Consider the following 18,366-nt stretch of genomic DNA (forward strand, 5'->3'; position numbering starts at 1 on the left):
AACGCGCCAGTCGGTCTGCCGTGCAGCCCTCCGGGAGTTTGCTCCGCGTGGACTGCGTTACCATAGCGTTTTAACCTTCCGTACCCACCCCTACCCAAAAAAACAAAGCTCAGACACCGTTTGCCGACGACCCTTTCACCCTCTCCGCCCCTTCTGGCCTTTCCATGACGGAGTGTAACGTCGCGATGTCCCCTGCTTCCCGCGCCCCGCGCCCCATCCGCCGCCTGCTGGTGGCAAACCGCAGTGAAATCGCCATCCGGGTCTGTCGCGCCGCGACCGAGCTGGGCATCACCACGGTCGCGCTCTATTCGCACGAAGACCGTTTCGCCCTGCACCGCTTCAAGGCCGACGAAAGTTATCTCGTCGGCGAAGGCAAAGGCCCGATCGAGGCCTATCTCGACATCGAAGACATTCTGCGCATCGCCCGCGAAGCCAATGTCGATGCCATTCACCCCGGCTACGGCTTCCTGTCGGAAAACCCCGACTTTGCCGAGGCCTGCGCCCGCGACGGCATTCTGTTCGTCGGCCCGTCGCCCGATACCATGCGCCTGCTGGGCAACAAGGTGTCCGCCCGCATGCTGGCGGTCGAGGCCGGGGCCCCGGTGATGCCCGCCACCGGCCCCCTGCCCCACGATGACGCGCAGATACTGGCTCTGGCGGCAGAGGTCGGCTATCCGGTGATGCTGAAAGCCAGCTGGGGCGGCGGCGGGCGCGGTATGCGCCGTATCACCGCCGAGGCCGAGCTGCTGGATCAGGTCGCCGCCGCCCGGCGTGAGGCCAAAGCCGCCTTCGGCAATGACGAGGTCTATCTGGAAAAGCTGGTCCAGCGTGCCCGCCATGTCGAGGTGCAGGTGATCGGCGACAGCACCGGCCATGTGGTGCATCTTTTTGAGCGCGACTGTTCCGTCCAGCGCCGCAACCAGAAAGTGGTGGAACGCGCCCCCGCCGCCTATCTGACCACCGCCCAGCGGCGGGAAATCTGCGACGCCGCCCTGCGCATCGCCCGCGCCGCCCAGTACGAGAACGCCGGGACCGTCGAATTCCTGATGGATGCCGACACCGGAAAATTCTACTTCATCGAGGTCAACCCCCGGGTACAGGTGGAACACACGGTGACGGAAGTGGTCACCGGCCTTGATATCGTCAAGGCACAGATCCGCATCGCGCAGGGGGCAAAGATCGGCAGCGACAGCGGTATTCCGTGGCAGGGGGATATCACCCTCAACGGTCACGCCATCCAGTGCCGCATCACCACCGAAGACCCGGAAAACAACTTCATCCCCGATTATGGCCGCATCACCGCCTATCGCGGTGCCACCGGCTTCGGTATCCGGCTGGACGGCGGCACCGCCTATTCCGGCGCGGTCATCACCCGCCATTACGACAGCCTGCTGGAAAAGCTGACGGTCTGGGCCCCCGGCCCCGATGAATCCGCCGCCCGCATGCTGCGGGCCCTGCGCGAGTTCCGCATCCGCGGTGTGGCCACCAACCTGCAGTTTCTGGAAGGGGTGATCTCTCACCCGTTGTTCCAGAACGGTGAATGCACCACCCGCTTCATCGACGACACGCCGGAGCTGTTCGCGCTGGGCAGGCGGCGCGACCGCGCCACCCGCCTGCTGCGTTTTCTGGGCGAGGTGATGGTCAACGGCAACCCGGAAATGAAGGGCCGCACCCGCCCGAAGCAGATCCACCGCCCGCTGCCGCCGCAGGACCGCACCACCCCGGTGCGCGACGGCTGGAAGCAGCTGCTGGATGCCGAAGGACCGCAGGCGGTGGCACAGGCGATTCTGGCCCGCAAGGAGGTGCTGGTCACCGACACCACCTTCCGCGATGCCCATCAGTCACTGCTGGCCACCCGCTTCCGCACCCATGACATGGCGCGGGTTGCCCCGTTCTACGCCCGCCGCCTGAACACCCTGTTCTCGGTGGAATGCTGGGGCGGCGCCACCTTCGACGTTGCCATGCGCTTCCTGAACGAATGCCCGTGGGACCGGCTGGAAGCCTTCCGCGCCGCCATGCCGAACATGCTGCTGCAGTGGTCCGTGCCTTTATCCAGCGCAGCGCCGGGGCCGGGATTGACGTGTTCCGCATCTTCGACAGCCTGAACTGGGTCGAGAACATGCGCTTCGCCATTGATGCGGTGGCGGAAAACGGCAAAATCGCCGAGGCCGCCATCTGCTACACCGGCGACCTGCTGGACCCGAAGCGCCACAAATACGACCTGAAGTATTACGTGCGGATGGCGAAGGAGCTGGAAAAGGCCGGGGCGCATATTCTTGGCATCAAAGACATGGCCGGTCTGTGCAAGCCGGAAGCCGCCCGCCGCCTTGTCACCGCCCTGAAGCAGGAAACCGGCCTGCCGGTCCACTTCCACACCCACGACACCAGCGGCATTTCCGCCGCGTCGGTGCTGGCGGCGGTGGAAGCCGGAGTCGATGCCATCGACGCGGCAGTGGACAGCATGAGCGGCCTGACCAGCCAGCCCAATCTGGGCTCTGTCACCGCCGCCCTGCGCCATACCCCGCGCGATCCGGGGCTGGATGCCGACGCCCTGCGGCAGGTGTCAGACTACTTCGAGCAGGTCCGCGAAAACTACGCGCCGTTTGAAAGCGAGATCCGCAGCGGTACCGCCGACGTCTATCACCACGAAATGCCGGGCGGGCAGTACACCAACCTGCGCGAACAGGCGCGGTCACTGGGCATTGCCGAACGCTGGCCGGAGGTGTCGCACGCCTATGCCGAGGTCAACCAGATGTTCGGCGATATCGTCAAGGTGACACCGTCGTCAAAAGTGGTCGGCGACATGGCGCTGATGATGGTGACGGCGGGCCTGACCCCGGCGGATGTGCTGGACCCCGCCCGCGACATCGCCTTCCCCGAAAGCGTGGTGTCGCTGTTCCGGGGCGACCTCGGCCAGACCGAAGGCGGCTTCCCCAAGGCGTTGCAGGCCAAGATCCTGAAAGGCGAACGGCCGATCACCGTCCGCCCCGGGTCGGTGATGCCGCCGGCCGATCTGGACGCCCAGCGGGCCGAGGCGGAAAAGAAGGCCGGACGCAAGATCAGTGACAGCGAATTCGCGTCGTACCTGATGTACCCCAAGGTCTTCACCGACTATGCCCGTCACCGGCGGGAATACGGCGATGTCAGCCTGCTGCCGACCCCGGCCTTCTTTTACGGCATGGAACCGGGCGAGGAGATCAGCATCGAGATCGACACCGGCAAGTCGCTGATCGTCTGCTTCCGGGCGCTGTCAGAGGCCGATGAGGAAGGGCTGCGCACCGTCTATTTTGAACTGAACGGACAGCCGCGCACGGTGAAAATCACCGACCGCAGCCGCGCCCCGGAACGGGCGGCCCGCGCCAAGGCCGACCCGGCGGAACCCGGCCAGACCGGCGCACCGATGCCGGGGCTGGTGGTACAGGTTTCCGTCACCGCCGGACAGCGGGTGGAAAAAGGCGACGTGCTGCTGGCGATCGAGGCGATGAAAATGCAGACCTCGGTGGTGGCAGAGGTGGCGGGCACCGTCACCGCCGTTGCCGTCAAGGTCGGCGACCAGATCGACACCAAAGATCTGCTGGCGGTGATTGACCCGGCCTGATCCCTGACGGGGTCAGATCAATGCGCGGGCGGGGATGCTGCCTTAAGGGATCAGGCCTTAAGGGACAGGATCAGCCCCGCCCGCCGCAGGGTTGAAAAGACTGATGCTTTACGGTCCGATTTGACGGGACCATTAAACAAACCTTCACCCTTCCGCCGCACACTGGCCGCCGGGGAAAAATGACGGGGCTGAGATGCCGAACGGCACCGCCCGCAGGGGATGTGAAAAGGATGAATGCGCTGACTCTGGACCCGGGCCTCAGCACCGATGCGCTGATCCGCGATCTGGCCGCCCACTTCCCGGCGGAGCGGCTGGTGACAGACCGCCTGCGCCGTCTGGCATGGGGCACCGATGCCAGCTTCTACCGCCTGATCCCGCGGGTGGTGGTGGTGGTGGAAAATGAGGAAGAGGTGCAGACGCTGCTGGCAGTCTGCCGCACCCACGCCGCGCCCGTCACCTTCCGGGCTGCGGGCACCAGCCTGTCCGGGCAGGCCGTCACCGATTCCGTCCTCGCCGTACTGGGGGAAGGCTGGCAGGAGGCCACCCTTCTTGAAGACGGTGCCGCCATCGCCCTGCAACCCGGCGTCGTCGGGTCAGACGCCAACCGCCTTCTGGCCCCGCTGGGCCGCAAGATCGGCCCCGATCCCGCCTCGATCAACTCCGCCATGGTCGGCGGGATTGCCGCCAACAATTCCTCCGGGATGTGCTGTGGCACCGCCCAGAACACCTACCGCACCCTGCGCAGCCTGAAAGTGATCCTGCACGACGGCACCCTGCTGGATACCGGCAGCCCGGTCAGCCGGGCCGTGTTCACCCAGCGCCATAAGCCGCTGCTGGATTCCCTGCTGGCCCTGCGCAACGAAGTGCTGGCTGACTTCAGCCTGACCCGGCGCATCCACGAAAAATTCAAGATCAAGAACACCACCGGCTACAGCCTGAATGCGCTGCTGGACTTTGATGACCCCATCGACATCCTCGCCCATCTGATGATCGGGTCAGAAGGCACGCTGGGCTTCATCTCGGAAGTGGTGCTGGAGACCGTGCCGGACCATCCGCACAAGGCCACCACACTGGCCTTCTTCGAGACCGCCGAAATCGCCGCCCGCGCGGTGATGGAGCTGAAACGCACCCCGGTGGCGGCGGTGGAGCTGATCGACGCCGCCGGTCTGAAATCCATCGCCGGAAAACCCGGCCTGCCGAAAATTCTGTCCAAGCTGCCGCCGCAGGGCACCGCCCTGCTGATTGAGGTTCACGCCGAAACCGCCGAGGCGATGAACCACCAGATCGGCCTGCTGCTGGTCGCCATGGCCGATGTGCCGGTGCTGGAGCCGGTGCGCTTCACCACCGACCCGTCACAGCGGGAGCTGTACTGGAAAGTGCGCAAGGGCCTGTTCCCGCTGGTCGGCGCCCTGCGGCAGGACGGCACCACCGTCCTGATCGAAGATATCGCCTTCCCGATCCGCTATCTGGCCGATGGCGTGGTGGAGCTGCAGGGCCTGTTCGCCAAGCATGGCTATGATCAGGGCATCATTTTCGGCCATGCGCTGGAAGGTAACCTGCACTTTGTCTTCGCGCAGGATTTCAACAGCCCGGAAGAAGTCGCCCGCTACGCCGCCCTGATGGATGACGTCACCGATATGGTGGTGCGCTTCGACGGGTCGCTGAAGGCCGAACACGGCACCGGCCGCAACATGGCCCCGTTTGTCGAACGCGAATGGGGCCATCAGGCCTATTCCCTGATGGTCCGCATCAAAAACCTGCTGGACCCCGAAAACCTGCTGAACGCGGGCGTCATCATCAACGATGACCCCGAAATCCACCTGAAAAACCTGAAGCCGCTGCCGGTGGCCGATGCCATCGTTGATAAATGCATCGAATGCGGCTTCTGCGAGGTCAAGTGCCCCTCTGCCGGGTTTACCCTGTCACCGCGCCAGCGCATTGTCGGCTGGCGGGAGCTGTCGCGCCGCCGCGCCGACGGTGTGACCGTCACCGCCGAAGACAAGGCGGTGCTGGATGATCTGGCCGGGGCCTATGACTACGCCGGCATTGACACCTGCGCCGCCTGCGGCCTGTGCGCCACCGCCTGCCCGATGGGCATCGAAACCGGGGCGCTGATCCGCAAGCTGCGCGGGGCCGCCAAAACCGAACGTCAGCGCTGGATCGGCCAGAAAGCGGCTGACCACTACGATACCATGATGGCCGCCACCCGGCTGGGCCTGCGGGCCGCCTCGATGGCACGGGCCCTGATCGGAAACGCCGGGATGAAAGCCCTGCTTGACACTGCCCGGAAAGTGATTCCGGCCCTGCCGCACTGGCGCAGCACCATGCCGACCGCCAGCAAAGCCAAAATCAAAACCGTCATCCGCGACGAGATCGTCAACGGCGGGGTTGTCTACTTCCCCAGTTGCGCCGCCCGCACCATGGGGCCGTCGCCGGATGATCCGTCGAAAGACCCTCTGCCGGTGGTGATGGAACGCCTGCTGAACCGCGCCGGTTTTCAGGTCTTTTACCCCACCGGGCCCATTGAAAACCTGTGCTGCGGCCAGCCGTTCCAGTCCAAGGGGCTGGACAGACAGGCCAACCAGAAACTGTCAGAGCTGGAAAAAAACCTGTGGTGGGCCAGCAATGCCGGGCAATACCCCATTCTGATGGATACCTCGCCCTGCGCCTTCCGGGCCCAGACCGCCGGAAAGGAACGGCTGCTGTTTGTCGATATCGCCGACTTCCTGCATGACCGGGTGCTGCCCAACCTGACCATTTACCGCAAGGAAAAGGCGGTGACGGTGCATTGCACCTGCTCCGGCCAGAAAATGGGCAACACCACCAAGCTGAAAGCCCTTGCCGCCGCCTGCGCCGACCGGGTGGTCACCCCTGCCGGGGTCACCTGCTGCGGCTTTGCCGGGGACAAAGGCTTCTTCACCCCGGAACTCAACCGTCACGCCCTGCGCCGCCTTGGCAAAAGCCTTGATGCCGAGATCACCGAAGGCGTCTCCACCAGCCGCACCTGCGAAATCGGCCTGTCAGAAACCGCCGGAATCCCGTACCACTCCATCGCCTACCTCCTCGACCGGTGCAGCACCCCACCGGCTGAGAGCTGAGGCCGGGCGCTACGAAAAGCGGGGCGTGGGCGCTCACCCGTGGGCGCTACCCACACCCGCCAAGGGCCATTGGCCCTTGGATCCCAGTTTTTTAGGGGCCATAGGCCCTTGGATCCCGGTTTTTTGGGGCCCCGCACGACAGGCCGTGACCTGATCCTCCCCCCCCTTGCCCTGTTAGTGTTCCGCAGGGCTTCGCCCTGCAAACAGAGCCTTTCCAGCCCTCCAGGACTTCTCCTCTTTCTTATAAAATCCGAGGTCAAGGAGGCCGCGCCTCCTTGCGGGCCAGCGGGCAGAGCCCGCTAGTTTTTAAAGTCTGCTGGCAAAGCCAGCGGGGGGCAGAGCCCGCCAGTTTTTAAGTCTGCTGGCAAAGCCAGCGGGGGGCAGAGCCCGCCAGTTTTTAAGTCTGCTGGCAAAGCCAGCGGGGGGCAGAGCCCGCCAGTTTTTAAGTCTGCTGGCAAAGCCAGCGGGGGCGTTCAACCGCTGTTGAGATGATCGTCCGGGGCGCAACATTGATCGGTGCGGGCGCGTCAGCCTGCTGCCTTTGCCCCTACAGTCAGCGGATCAGGCAGGGCTACAGCGGCCCGCCGGGTTCGATTTCTGACAGAAGGGTTTCCGATCATGATCCGCTTGCAGTCTGTCCGTTCTCTCGCCGCCGTCGGGCTGACGGTGTTTGGGTTTGCCGCATCGGTGGCTGTTGCTGCTGATGCCCCGGTGACCATTCCGGTCAAAGGGCTGTTCCCCGAAGCGGTGGAGCGGGTGGGCCCTGACTTTGTCGTCACCAGCCTGAAGACCGGCAGCCTGACCCGCATCAGCCCGGATGGCACCGCCACCCCGTTTGTCGCGCCGGGCACCAACGGTCTGGTGTCGGCCATCGGGCTACGGGCCGACCCGGCGCGGGATCTGCTGTATGTCTGCTCGTCTGACCCCGGCGTCAGCACCCTGACCGGCTCCGCCGCCCCGGCCTTGACCGCGTTCCGGCTGTCCACCGCGGCCCCGGCGGGACGGTGGGAGCTGCCGGGCGGTGGCTTCTGCAATGATATGATTGTCGAGGCCGACGGCACCGTGCTGGTGACCGATTCCTTCAATCCGCGCCTGCTGGCGCTGACGCCCGGGGCCTCTGCCCTGACGGAAGTGCTGCGCGACCCGGTGTTCAAGGGCGAGGGCTTCGCCCTGAACGGTATCGCCCGCACCGCCGACGGCAGCCTGTGGGTGGTGAAATACGATGACGGACGGCTGTTCCGTCTGGCACCGGGCACCGCTGCCCCGATCACCGAAATCAAACTCAGCCGTGATCTCGGGCTGCCGGATGGCCTGTATGCCGGGCCGAGCAACAGCCTGATCGTGGTTGAAGGCGAAGGCCGCCTGAGCCGGATTGACGTGTCGGGCCGCGACGGGGCTATCACCACCCTGCGCAAGGATCTGTCAATGCCAACCACCGCACTGGTGGAGAACGGCACGGCGTGGGTACTGGAAGCCCAGCTTGATTATCTGTTTGACCCGTCCCTGAGCGGCAAGACCCCCGGCCCGTTCCGGCTGGTGCCGGTGGCGCTGAAGTAAGCAGACAGCCGTGGTGCGGGGCCAGATCCCGCACCACGGCCAGACGTCGTTACGGATGGTGCCCGGCGCAGGACAGGCAGGTGGCAACGGCGGGGTCAGAAGCCAGCCGCGCCGGGGCGATATCATCATCGCAGACCAGACAGCGGCCATAGGTGCCCTGCTCCATCCGCTCCAGCGCGTGGTCGATGCGTTGCAGTTCTTCCAGATGGCGGTCGTGCCGCGACAGGGCGAGGGCCTGATCGGCCAGCTCCCCCTGTCGCAGGGCCTGCCCGGTGGCGGTGGCGTCAATCTCGATATGCACCGGGGCGGAGCGGTCAGCCCGGCTGAGGTCCAGCAGCTCGGCCCGGCGGTCGAGAAGATGCTGGCGCAGCGCGGCTAAATCCGGCGCGGGGGAAGTGAGGACAGAACGGCCCATGACCGGCCTCCTTCAAGGTGTGAAGGCATGCCCTCAGTTTACCATAAACCCCACCTTAAAGCCCCCACAGAAACAGCACCAGAATCTGTGGCGCCAGAATCCGCAGGCACATCACCAGCGGGTAGACCGTGGCGTAGGCGACCGAAGCCGCCTCTGACGGCGACAGCGCCGCCGCAAAGGCCAGCGCCGGGGGATCCGTCATGCTGCCCGCCAGCACCCCGCACAGGGTCAGGTAATTCTGCTTCCAGATCAGGCGGGCGGCGATACCGACCACCAGCAGCGGCACCACGGTGATCAGGGCGGCCCAGCCCATCCAGTACACACCATCGCCGTTCAGCAGCACGTCGAAGAAGCGATCACCCGCATTCAGGCCGACCACGGCGAGGAACAGCACAATCCCCACCTCACGCAGGGCGTGGTTGGCGCTGGGCGGCATAAACCACACCAGCGGCCCCATATGCCCCAGCCGCGACAGCAGCAGCGCCGCCAGCAGCGGCCCCCCGGCCAGACCCAGACTGACCGGCGCGGGCAGCCCCGGCAGGGCAATCGGGATCGCCCCGATCAGCACCCCCAGCGCGATCCCCACAAAAATCGGCAGAATCTGCGCCTGCTGCAACGCCTTGCCGGTATTGCCCAGCAGCTTGGCGGCGGCGCGGATATGCTCTTCGGTGCCGATCACCTGCACGATATCGCCGAACTGAAGATGCAGCTGCGGCGAGGGCAGCAGCTCGATCCCGCTGCGCGACACGCGGGAAATCACCACATCGCACTGCTGCAACAGGTTCAGGTCATCAACCGACTTGCCAAGGATTTTGGTGTTGGTGACCACCAGCCGGTCCCACTTCACCTCTTCGGTGCGGTCTTTCAGGTTGATGTCAGCGGCTTCCCCCAGAATAAGCTGCATCGCGTGCAGGGCCGGGGGGGTGCCGACCAGAAACAGCACGTCGCCGCAGCGGAACCGGGTGTCCGGGTGCGGCACCTCGATATGGCCGTCAGCCTCCTGCCGCAGCACCCGCGACACCACCACGCCGTGATCGTGCAGACCGGGGATTTCCGACAGCGGCAGGCCGTCAAGATTGGGGTTGGTCAGGCGGACATTCAGGGTTTCCAGACCGTGGCGGCGGGCCTGCTGCCCGGCCTCAAACGCGTCACCCTCCGCCGCCGGTGACAGCCGGAACAGCATGCGGATCACCGCCATCGACAGCAGAATACCGGCGATGCCAAACGGATACGCCACCGCATAGCCGGTCGGCAGCAGGGTCAGGGTTTCCTTACTGGCCCCCATCTGCGCCAGCATCTGCTGCCCTGCCGCCAGAGACGGCGTGTTGGTCACCGCCCCGGAAAACAGGCCCAGCACCACCGGCAGCGGCAGACCGGCAAAAAAGAACACCGCGACCGCCATCACCGCCCCCAGAACGACAATAGAGGCCGCCATCAGGTTAAGTGGCAGGCCGACCCGTTTCAGGGCGCTGAAAAAGCCCGGCCCCACCTGCACCCCGATGGTGTAGACAAACAGGATCAGCCCGAATTCCTTCAGAAATTCCAGCACATGCGGGTCACCGCGCAGGCCGAGATGCCCCAGCACCAGCCCGGCGAACAGCACCCCGCCGACCCCCAGCCCGATACCCCGGACCTTCACCGCACCCAGCGCCAGCCCGACCACCGCCGCCAGCGACAGGGCCAGAACCCCCTGCGCCACCGGATTGAGACCGGCGATCAACGATCCCAGCATTGAGACCTCCTAAAAACCCTGAGTGCTGTACTGATTTACCCACTCTTACGGTGCAGCGCAAAAAAAGCAAGCACACTGCGGTTACAGTGGCATGGTTTGCCCCGGGGGCCGAAAAACAGAAGGCCCCCCGCCGGAGACCGGACAGGGGGCCCTGATAAAAGCAGATCTTAGCCGCGGGTTTTCAGGAACCTGATCCCCGGATAATCATCCTGCGCCCGGTCAAGATGCCAGGCGTTACGGGCCAGAAACACCGGCTGCTCTTCATGGTCATCGGCCAGAGAAGCCTGATTGGCATCAAGGAACTTCTTCAGCGCCGCCGCATCATCGGCTTCCACCCAGCGGGCGGTATACAGCGAGGTCTGTTCAAAGATCACCGGCACGTCGTATTCGGTCCGGATACGGTCTGCCATGACTTCAAACTGCAGCACCCCGACCACCCCGACGATCCAGTCCGCGCCCATGCGCGGCTTGAAGACGCGGGCCGCCCCCTCTTCCGCCAGCTGGAGCAGCGCCCGGCCAAGGTGCTTGGCCTTCAGCGGATCTTTCGGCCGGACCTTCTGCAACAGTTCCGGCGCAAAGCGCGGAATGCCGGTGAAGTGCAGGTCTTCGCCCTCGGTCAGGGCATCGCCGATGGCAAGGTTGCCGTGGTTGGGCACCCCGATGATATCACCGGGGAAGGCTTCTTCCGCCAGCTCGCGGTCCTGCGCGAGGAACATCACCGGATTGTGCATGTTGACCAGCTTGCCGGACCGCACATGCTTCAGCTTCATGCCACGCTTAAAGTGGCCCGATGCCAGCCGCATGAAGGCGATACGGTCGCGGTGCTTGGGGTCCATGTTCGCCTGAATTTTGAAGATGACACCGGTCACCTTCTCTTCCGTCGGGTCAATGGACCGTTCCTGCGCCGGTTGCGGGCGCGGGCGCGGGGCCTGTTCGGCCAGCCCCTGCAACAGCTCCCGCACCCCGAAATTGTTCACGGCAGAGCCGAAGAACACCGGGGTCAGGTGTCCTTCCAGATAGGATTGCGGATCGAACGGCTTGCACAGGGCGCGGGCCATTTCCACATCCTCGCGCAGTTTTTCCACCGCCATCGACGGCAGCTGCGCATCCAGCATCGGGTCGTCAAGACCGGTGCAGGGCTCGCCCAGACCGGGCATACCGCCCTTGGACCGTTCCATCAGGATCAGCTGATCCTTCCACAGGTCGTAACAGCCAAGGAACCCCTTGCCCATACCGATCGGCCACGACGCCGGGCTGACATCCAGCGCCAGTGTCTGTTCGATTTCGTCCAGCAGGTCGAAGGGCTCGCTGCCCTCACGGTCAAGCTTGTTGACGAAGGTCATGATCGGCACATCGCGCAGGCGGCAGACCTCGAACAGCTTGCGGGTCTGTTCTTCGATCCCCTTGGCGGCGTCAATCACCATCACCGCGCTGTCAACAGCGGTCAGCACCCGGTAGGTATCTTCCGAGAAGTCTTCGTGGCCGGGGGTGTCGAGCAGATTGAAGGTGCATCCGGCATAGTCGAAGGTCATCACCGACGAGGCCACCGAAATGCCGCGCTCGCGCTCCACCTTCATCCAGTCGGAATGGGCGCGGCGTTGCTCCCCACGCGCCTTGACCGCCCCGGCCATCTGAATGGCACCTCCGAACAGCAGCAGCTTTTCGGTCAGCGTGGTCTTCCCGGCGTCGGGGTGAGAGATGATCGCGAAGGTCCGCCGTCGCGAAACGGCTTCCTGAAGGTTACTCATTATCGGTGGCTTTGGTCTTCGGCGATGGCAAAACAGCGCACAGACCTACCGCACTCCGCGCCCCGGCGCAAGAACGCGATGGGCTGGCCCGGCCCCGGCCCGGCCTTAAACGGAAAAGGGCCGCCAGACCGGCAGCCCCCTTCGCGTGTCACCGGGCCCGGCGGGCCATCAGCCCGCGCCCAGCGTGCCGCCGGTATACCCCGGCTTAGACACGGCATAAACGCCGCGCTGGCTGGGAATCGGCTTGAAGCGGTCAGAAATACCGAGAACGGTTTCCGCCCCGCCCAGATACAGCACCCCGTCATCATTCATCTGACGGGAGATGTTATCGAGCACCACACCCTTGGTTTCCTGATCGAAGTAGATTAGCACGTTGCGGCAGAACACCACATCAAAGCTGCCAAGCGCCCCAAGGTCCCCCAGCAGGTTCCATTCCTTGTACTGCACCATGGCACGGATGCCGGGGTCAATTTCCCACTGGTCATCGCGCTTTTTAAAGTACTTGACCAGCATCTGGATCGGCAGGCCGCGCTGCACTTCAAACTGGCTGTACAGACCGGCGCGGGCTTTCTGAAGGATCTCGCGGGAAATGTCGGTGCCGACGATCTCGGTCTTCCAGCCCGCCAGCTTTGCCGCTTCTTCCTTCAGGATCATCGCCAGCGAATACGGCTCCTGCCCCGAAGAGGCGGCCGCACACCAGATGCGGAACGACTTTTTGGTGGCCCGGGTCGCCAGCAGGTTGGGAAGCACAATCTGCCGGAACTGGTCAAACGGCTTCTGATCGCGGAAGAAGAACGACTCATTGGTCGTCATCGCTTCCGTGACATCCACCGCCAGGGCCTCGTCACGCTTGCGCAGTTGTGCCACCAGCTCTTCCAGACCTTTATAGCCCCGCTTGCGGGCCACCGGCATCAGCCGGCTTTCCAGCAGGTAGGACTTGTCCTTCGTCAGGACCAGCCCGGAGCGGTCCTTCAGCATTTTGGCGAGGAAATCAAAATCTTCTGGCTTCATGCTCAGGCGCGCCTTGTGGCGGTTTTATAGATGTAATCAGCAACGTCAGCGATCGGCAGAATGGCACTGCACGCCCCGGTATTGGCGGTGGCGCCGGGCATGCCCCAGACCACGCTGGAGGCTTCATCCTGCGCGATCAGGGTGCCGCCGGCATCGGCGATCACCCGCCCGCCCTTGGCACCGTCAGACCCCATGCCGGTCAGCACGCAGGCCAGCACCCGGCGGCCATAGGCCGCACTGACCGACCGGAACAGCGGGTCAACCGCAGGCCGGCAGAAGTTTTCCGGCGGGCCCTTATCCAGCTTGATGACCTTTTCGCCCCCCCTGACCTCCACCGTCATGTGGAAGTCGCCGGGGGCGATATAGACACGGCCACCCTCGATCTTTTCCCCATCCTGCCCCTCACGCGCCACCAGACCGGCGATGCGGCTGATGTGTTCGGCCAGAATGGTGGTGAAGGTCGCGGGCATGTGCTGGGTGATCAGGATCGGCTGGGCAATACCGCCGGACTTCTTCAGCCCGCCGAGAACCGTGAACAGCGCCTGCGGTCCGCCGGTGGAACTGCCGATAACAACGACATCGGGCCGTTCCGTCCCGGCCTGCCGCAGGGTGATCGGCTGGGTCGGCGACAGCAGGCTGTGATGCCCGCCGCCTGCCGCCGGTGCCGGTCGCGCCGCGTTGAACGGCGTGCGGGCTGCGGTCGCAGGGGCTGCCGGAGACGCAGGTGCAGACGGTGTCGGCGCCGCCGACGCCGCAGGACGGCTGAACGGGGTATGCCCCGCGCTGCCCCCGGAAACCGACTGCTGGGCACTGAACGACCGCTTGGCGGAGCCGGACCCGATGCCGGTGCCGCGCCGGGCGGACAGCCCCAGTGCCTTGACCTTATCCACCAGCATGGTGCGGAAATCGCTGGCCCCGGTCAGTTCGCGCGAGGAACTCGGCTTCGGGATGTAATCCGTCGCCCCCAGCTCCATCGCCCGGATACTGATCTCGGCATTCTTCTGCGTCAGGGTTGACGACATCAGAACCCGCACCCCGGGGTGCTTTTCCAGAATTTTGGGAAGGGCTTCAAGCCCGTCCATCACCGGCATTTCGATATCAAGGACGATCACCTCGATATCCATGCGGTCAAGGGTCTGTAACGCGCTCTGACCATTTCCGACAGAGGCGACAACCTTGATTGACGGATCGCTTTCCAGCATCCGGGTCTCAAGCCCACGCACGACAGCAGAATCATCCACCACCATCACGCGGTACGGCTCGGCAGCTCCACCTGCCCCGGTGTCCCTGTTCAAGGACAAATCACGCCTCCCCTGTTAAAATCCCCGGTGACCTGTCCGGCCCGGATTATCTGTACAGCCTGTAAAAACAGTGACGCCTGAAGACCCGACATCCCAGACCACCGGCACGCTGCCAGATACCGCCTGCACAGCAGACTGTGTACCCTGATCTTTACATCCCGCCGCCCCCGGACCCTGCAAGTCCCGGCGCAGCCGCTTTTACGGTGCGCCCCGGCCCGGAAAACCCGGCGCCCACATCAGGGCCCGGATGACGGAACAGGACACACGTTTCCCGTCAGGGCACCCCGCAGCACGGCAAGCGGTCTGCGGCATCCCCTTCAGGGTCGATCAGTCGTCCAGCAGGCCAACCTGCGAGAACTTCGCCTGCAGAATTTCGCTGTCGAACGGCTTCATGATGTATTCATTCGCACCGGCTTCAATCGCTTCCTGAATGTGAGCGATATCATTCTCGGTGGTGCAGAACACCACGACCGGACGGTCACCCCCCGGCAGATCCCGCAGGGCCCGCAGGAATTCGATCCCGTTCATGACCGGCATGTTCCAGTCAAGCAGGACCGCATCCGGCAGCTCCTTCTTGCAGGCGTCCAGAGCGCCCTGACCGTCTTCAGCCTCCAGCGTGCTGAATGACAGCTCCTGAAGGATTTTCTTGGCAACCATGCGGATGACCTTGGAGTCATCAACAATCAGACACGACTTCATGCTTCTCCGAGCCCCGTATCGGGTTCCCTGACCGGATCAGGCCTGCGGCAGTACCGCAGCCGTCGCCAGCATCCTGTATATCTCTGACATGGCAGATGAAACCTGCACAGCCAAGCATAACGATATCAACACAGACTGTCTTGGCAGAACTTGGTCCCGGCAGCAAAAAACGCGTCTGGCCCCGGACAGGTCACGTTTCCGCCGGGCCCGGCCCGGCGACTGACGGCGGGACCGGGGGCGGGATCTCTGCCCGCCCCCGTCCGCATCAGCCAGCCGTGCTGCCGATGATGTGCCCCAGCGTGGTGAGCAGGGAGTCACGGTCAAACTTGGCGACATAGTCGTCAAAGCCGACCTGACGGCCCCGTTCAAAGTCACGCTCGGTCGCATGCGACGACAGGGCGATCAGCGGAATGGTGTTGAAACGGTCATCGCCGCGCACGGCCTCGGCAAATTCGAAGCCATCCATCCCCGGCATTTCGATGTCAGAGACGATGCAGTCGAACCGCAGGCCACCGTCGAGCATGCCAAGCGCCCGCTCGGCACTTTCCACCGCCGTCACGTCATACCCCGACACCGACAGCAGCGGGGTCAGCAGGTTGCGGAAGAACGGGCTGTCGTCGATCAGCAGCACCGCCCGGCCAGACGTGGCGCGGCTGTTGTCCGGCAGGGCCTGATGCGCCCCGAACCAGTCGCCGAAGGCGGCGGTCAGGTAATAGCCGGTGTCGATAACGTCGGTCGCCTTGTCGCCGATGATCGCGGTGCCGATGATGCCCGGCATTTCTGCCTTCAGCTCCACCTTCAGGCGGTCTTCGACGATATCGACGATCTCGTCAACCACCAGCCCCATCGAACGGTCGCGGTCAGAGAACACCAGGATCGGCTGGCGGCCTTCATTGCGCATGGTGTGCATGTCGGTGACGGTGACCAGCGGCATCAGCTGGCCACGGTACTGCACGACCGGCTTGCCGAAGGAGTATTCGACCTTGTCCAGCTCGATCTCTTCCAGACGGGCGACCAGTGCCAGCGGCACCGCCTTGAGCTCCGGCGTACCGGCGCGGAAGATGAGCAGGCTGGTCTGATCGTCGGTGCGCATGGCGGCATGGGTGGCTGCCGCTTCCTGCGAAGCGGTGGAGCCCATGGTGACCTCGCCGGTGGCGGTGGCGATACCGTTGGGATCAAGGATCATGATCACCGAGCCGTCACCGAGAATGGTGTTGCCCGAGAACATGTTGATATGGCGCAGGATCGGCGCAACCGGCTTGACCACGATTTCTTCGGTGTCGAACACGCGGTCAACGATAATCCCGAAGGTGTAGGTGCCGACCTGCGTCACCACAATGAAGGTTTCGCTGAGTTCGTTGTTCTCATCCGCCAGATTGGCGGCGATTTCCTGAATGTCGTCGTGGCGCAGCTTCAGCAGATTACCCAGCGACACCAGCGGCAGCAGGCGGTCACGCAGACGCAGCACCGGCGCCCGGTTGATCTTTTCGATCTTGGTTTCGGAATTGGCGGTGACACGCACCAGCTCCAGCACGCTGATCTGCGGAATGGCGAAGCGTTCCACCGCGCATTCAACGATCAGGGCCGACACAATGGCCAGCGTCAGCGGGATCTTGATGGTGAAGGTGGTGCCACGGCCGGTATAGGTCTTCAGCTCGACCGTGCCGCCAATCTTTTCGATGTTGGTGCGCACCACGTCCATGCCGACGCCACGGCCCGACACGCTGGTGATCTTTTCGGCGGTGGAGAACCCGGCCTTGAAGATGAACTGCGCGACCTGCTGATCGTTCATCGAATCCAGATCGGTTTCGGTCGCCAGCCCGTTGGCAAGGGCCTTATCGCGGATGCGGTTGATGTTCAGGCCGCGCCCGTCGTCGGAAATCTCGATGATGATGTGACCGCCCTCGTGGAAGGCGTTCAGCTTGATCACCCCGGTTTCCGCCTTGCCGGAGGCCTTGCGGGTTTCCGGATCTTCCAGACCGTGGTCAGCGGAGTTACGGACCATGTGCGTCAGCGGATCCTTGATCAGCTCCAGCACCTGACGGTCCAGCTCGGTTTCCGCCCCGTACATCTGCAGGTCGATCTTCTTGCCGGTTTCAATCGACAGATCGCGGACGATACGCGGCAGTTTGGCCCAGGCATTGCCGATCGGCTGCATGCGGGTCTTCATCACCCCTTCCTGCAGGTCGGTGGTGATGTGGGACAGGCGCTGCAGCGGCGCGGCGAATTCGGAATCGTCGCGGCCACGCACCATCTGCAGCAGCTGGTTACGGGTCAGCACCAGTTCCGACACCAGCGTCATCAGATTTTCGAGCAGATCGACGTTGACGCGGATGGTCTGGGAAGCGATGGCGGAATCCTTCGCGCCGCCTTCCCCGCCAGCCGGGGCAGGAGCCGCCCCGGTTTTCGCCGGAACCGCAGCCTTGCGGCCGGCCACCGGCGGCTCGTCATCGTCATCGGCAGCGGCATGGACCGGGGCAGCGACCGGCACCGGCACAGCCGCCGGAACCGGGGCCGCAGCCGGGCCGGTTTCCTTGGCGCGCTCGGCGGCCATCTCGGCTTCCAGCTCGCGGTCACTGGCGGCGCGCTTGCCCTGGGCCAGCGCGGCCTCCACCTCGGCCAGCAGCTCCGCCGCCACCGGGAAGCTGGGGGCGTCGTCAACCTCAGCGGCCGGGGCCTCTTCCACCGGGGCATCCGGGGCATGGGTAAAGGCGGCCATCGACACCGGGCGGCCTTCCGCCATGGCGTTAAGCATGTCGATCAGGTCACGGTCGTGACCTTCCGGCTCGGATTCGGTGGCTTCAAGGTGATTGAGAATTTCCTTAATGCGGTCGATCGACGCCAAAATCAGCGTCACCGCATCGGCATTCACTTCCAGCTCGCCGTCACGGAACTTGCCGAGCACGTTTTCGCCGGAATGGGCCAGCGCTTCAAGGCGCGGCAGACCGAGGAAGCCGCAGGTCCCCTTAATGGTGTGAACCAGACGGAAGATATTGGACAGAATGTCCCGGTCGTTAGGGTTCTGCTCCAGATTCACCAGCTCGACGTCCAGCGTTGCCAGACTTTCAGCGGTTTCGGTCAAAAATTCACTGAGCAGGTCGTCCATTCGTCACTCCCCGATGCCTTCCTAGGGGCCTGTCCACAGCAGGCCCGCCCACCCCGGATGATCGCCCCCGGCAATGAGCCAACCCAATTTCCCTCAGCGCA

The 18,366-nt window shown here is 64.3% G+C and carries 9 protein-coding genes and 1 pseudogene; 3 read left to right on the forward strand and 7 right to left on the reverse strand.

Features of this window, described 5'->3' with window-relative positions:
• Positions 1-185 precede the first annotated feature (185 nt).
• The 3 genes and pseudogenes from G365_RS20070 (at position 186) to G365_RS0103065 (ending at position 8,253) form a co-directional block, all read left to right on the forward strand.
• Positions 186-3,598 (forward strand): annotated as a pseudogene (locus G365_RS20070) (pyruvate carboxylase).
• 230 nt (positions 3,599-3,828) lie between these two features.
• A complete protein-coding gene (locus G365_RS0103060) occupies positions 3,829-6,696 on the forward strand; it encodes an FAD-binding and (Fe-S)-binding domain-containing protein (RefSeq protein ID WP_019644034.1) in 2,868 nt (955 codons plus the stop codon).
• A 618-nt stretch (positions 6,697-7,314) separates the two neighbouring features.
• A complete protein-coding gene (locus G365_RS0103065) occupies positions 7,315-8,253 on the forward strand; it encodes an NHL repeat-containing protein (protein WP_019644035.1) in 939 nt (312 codons plus the stop codon).
• A gap of 49 nt (positions 8,254-8,302) precedes the next feature.
• Here the strand turns inward: G365_RS0103065 and G365_RS0103070 are convergent, their stop codons facing one another.
• The 7 genes from G365_RS0103070 to G365_RS0103100 form a co-directional block, all read right to left on the reverse strand.
• Positions 8,303-8,668 (reverse strand): TraR/DksA family transcriptional regulator, encoded by a 366-nt coding sequence (locus tag G365_RS0103070; RefSeq protein WP_019644036.1) that lies wholly within the window; start codon positions 8,666-8,668, stop codon positions 8,303-8,305.
• A gap of 55 nt (positions 8,669-8,723) precedes the next feature.
• Positions 8,724-10,400, reverse strand: a complete 1,677-nt coding sequence (locus tag G365_RS0103075) for a putative transporter (protein WP_019644037.1) — start codon at positions 10,398-10,400, stop codon at positions 8,724-8,726.
• Between the two features lie 167 nt (positions 10,401-10,567).
• Positions 10,568-12,148, reverse strand: coding sequence for a peptide chain release factor 3 (locus G365_RS0103080; protein WP_019644038.1), 1,581 nt, complete (start codon positions 12,146-12,148; stop codon positions 10,568-10,570).
• 168 nt (positions 12,149-12,316) lie between these two features.
• Positions 12,317-13,159 carry a CheR family methyltransferase gene (locus tag G365_RS0103085; protein ID WP_019644039.1) on the reverse strand — a complete coding sequence of 281 codons (843 nt, stop codon included), beginning with the start codon at positions 13,157-13,159 and terminating at the stop codon, positions 12,317-12,319.
• Between the two features lie 2 nt (positions 13,160-13,161).
• Entirely contained in the window at positions 13,162-14,406 is a 1,245-nt protein-coding gene (locus G365_RS0103090) for a protein-glutamate methylesterase/protein-glutamine glutaminase (RefSeq protein ID WP_019644040.1), read from the reverse strand.
• 381 nt (positions 14,407-14,787) lie between these two features.
• Positions 14,788-15,159 (reverse strand): response regulator, encoded by a 372-nt coding sequence (locus tag G365_RS0103095; protein ID WP_019644041.1) that lies wholly within the window; start codon positions 15,157-15,159, stop codon positions 14,788-14,790.
• Between the two features lie 265 nt (positions 15,160-15,424).
• On the reverse strand, positions 15,425-18,265 hold the full coding sequence (locus G365_RS0103100; protein ID WP_019644042.1) for a hybrid sensor histidine kinase/response regulator: 2,841 nt from the start codon (positions 18,263-18,265) through the stop codon (positions 15,425-15,427).
• Positions 18,266-18,366: the final 101 nt, after the last annotated feature.

The sequence above is a fragment of the Novispirillum itersonii subsp. itersonii ATCC 12639 genome, assembly GCF_000381985.1.
Lineage (GTDB): Bacteria > Pseudomonadota > Alphaproteobacteria > Rhodospirillales > Rhodospirillaceae > Novispirillum > Novispirillum itersonii.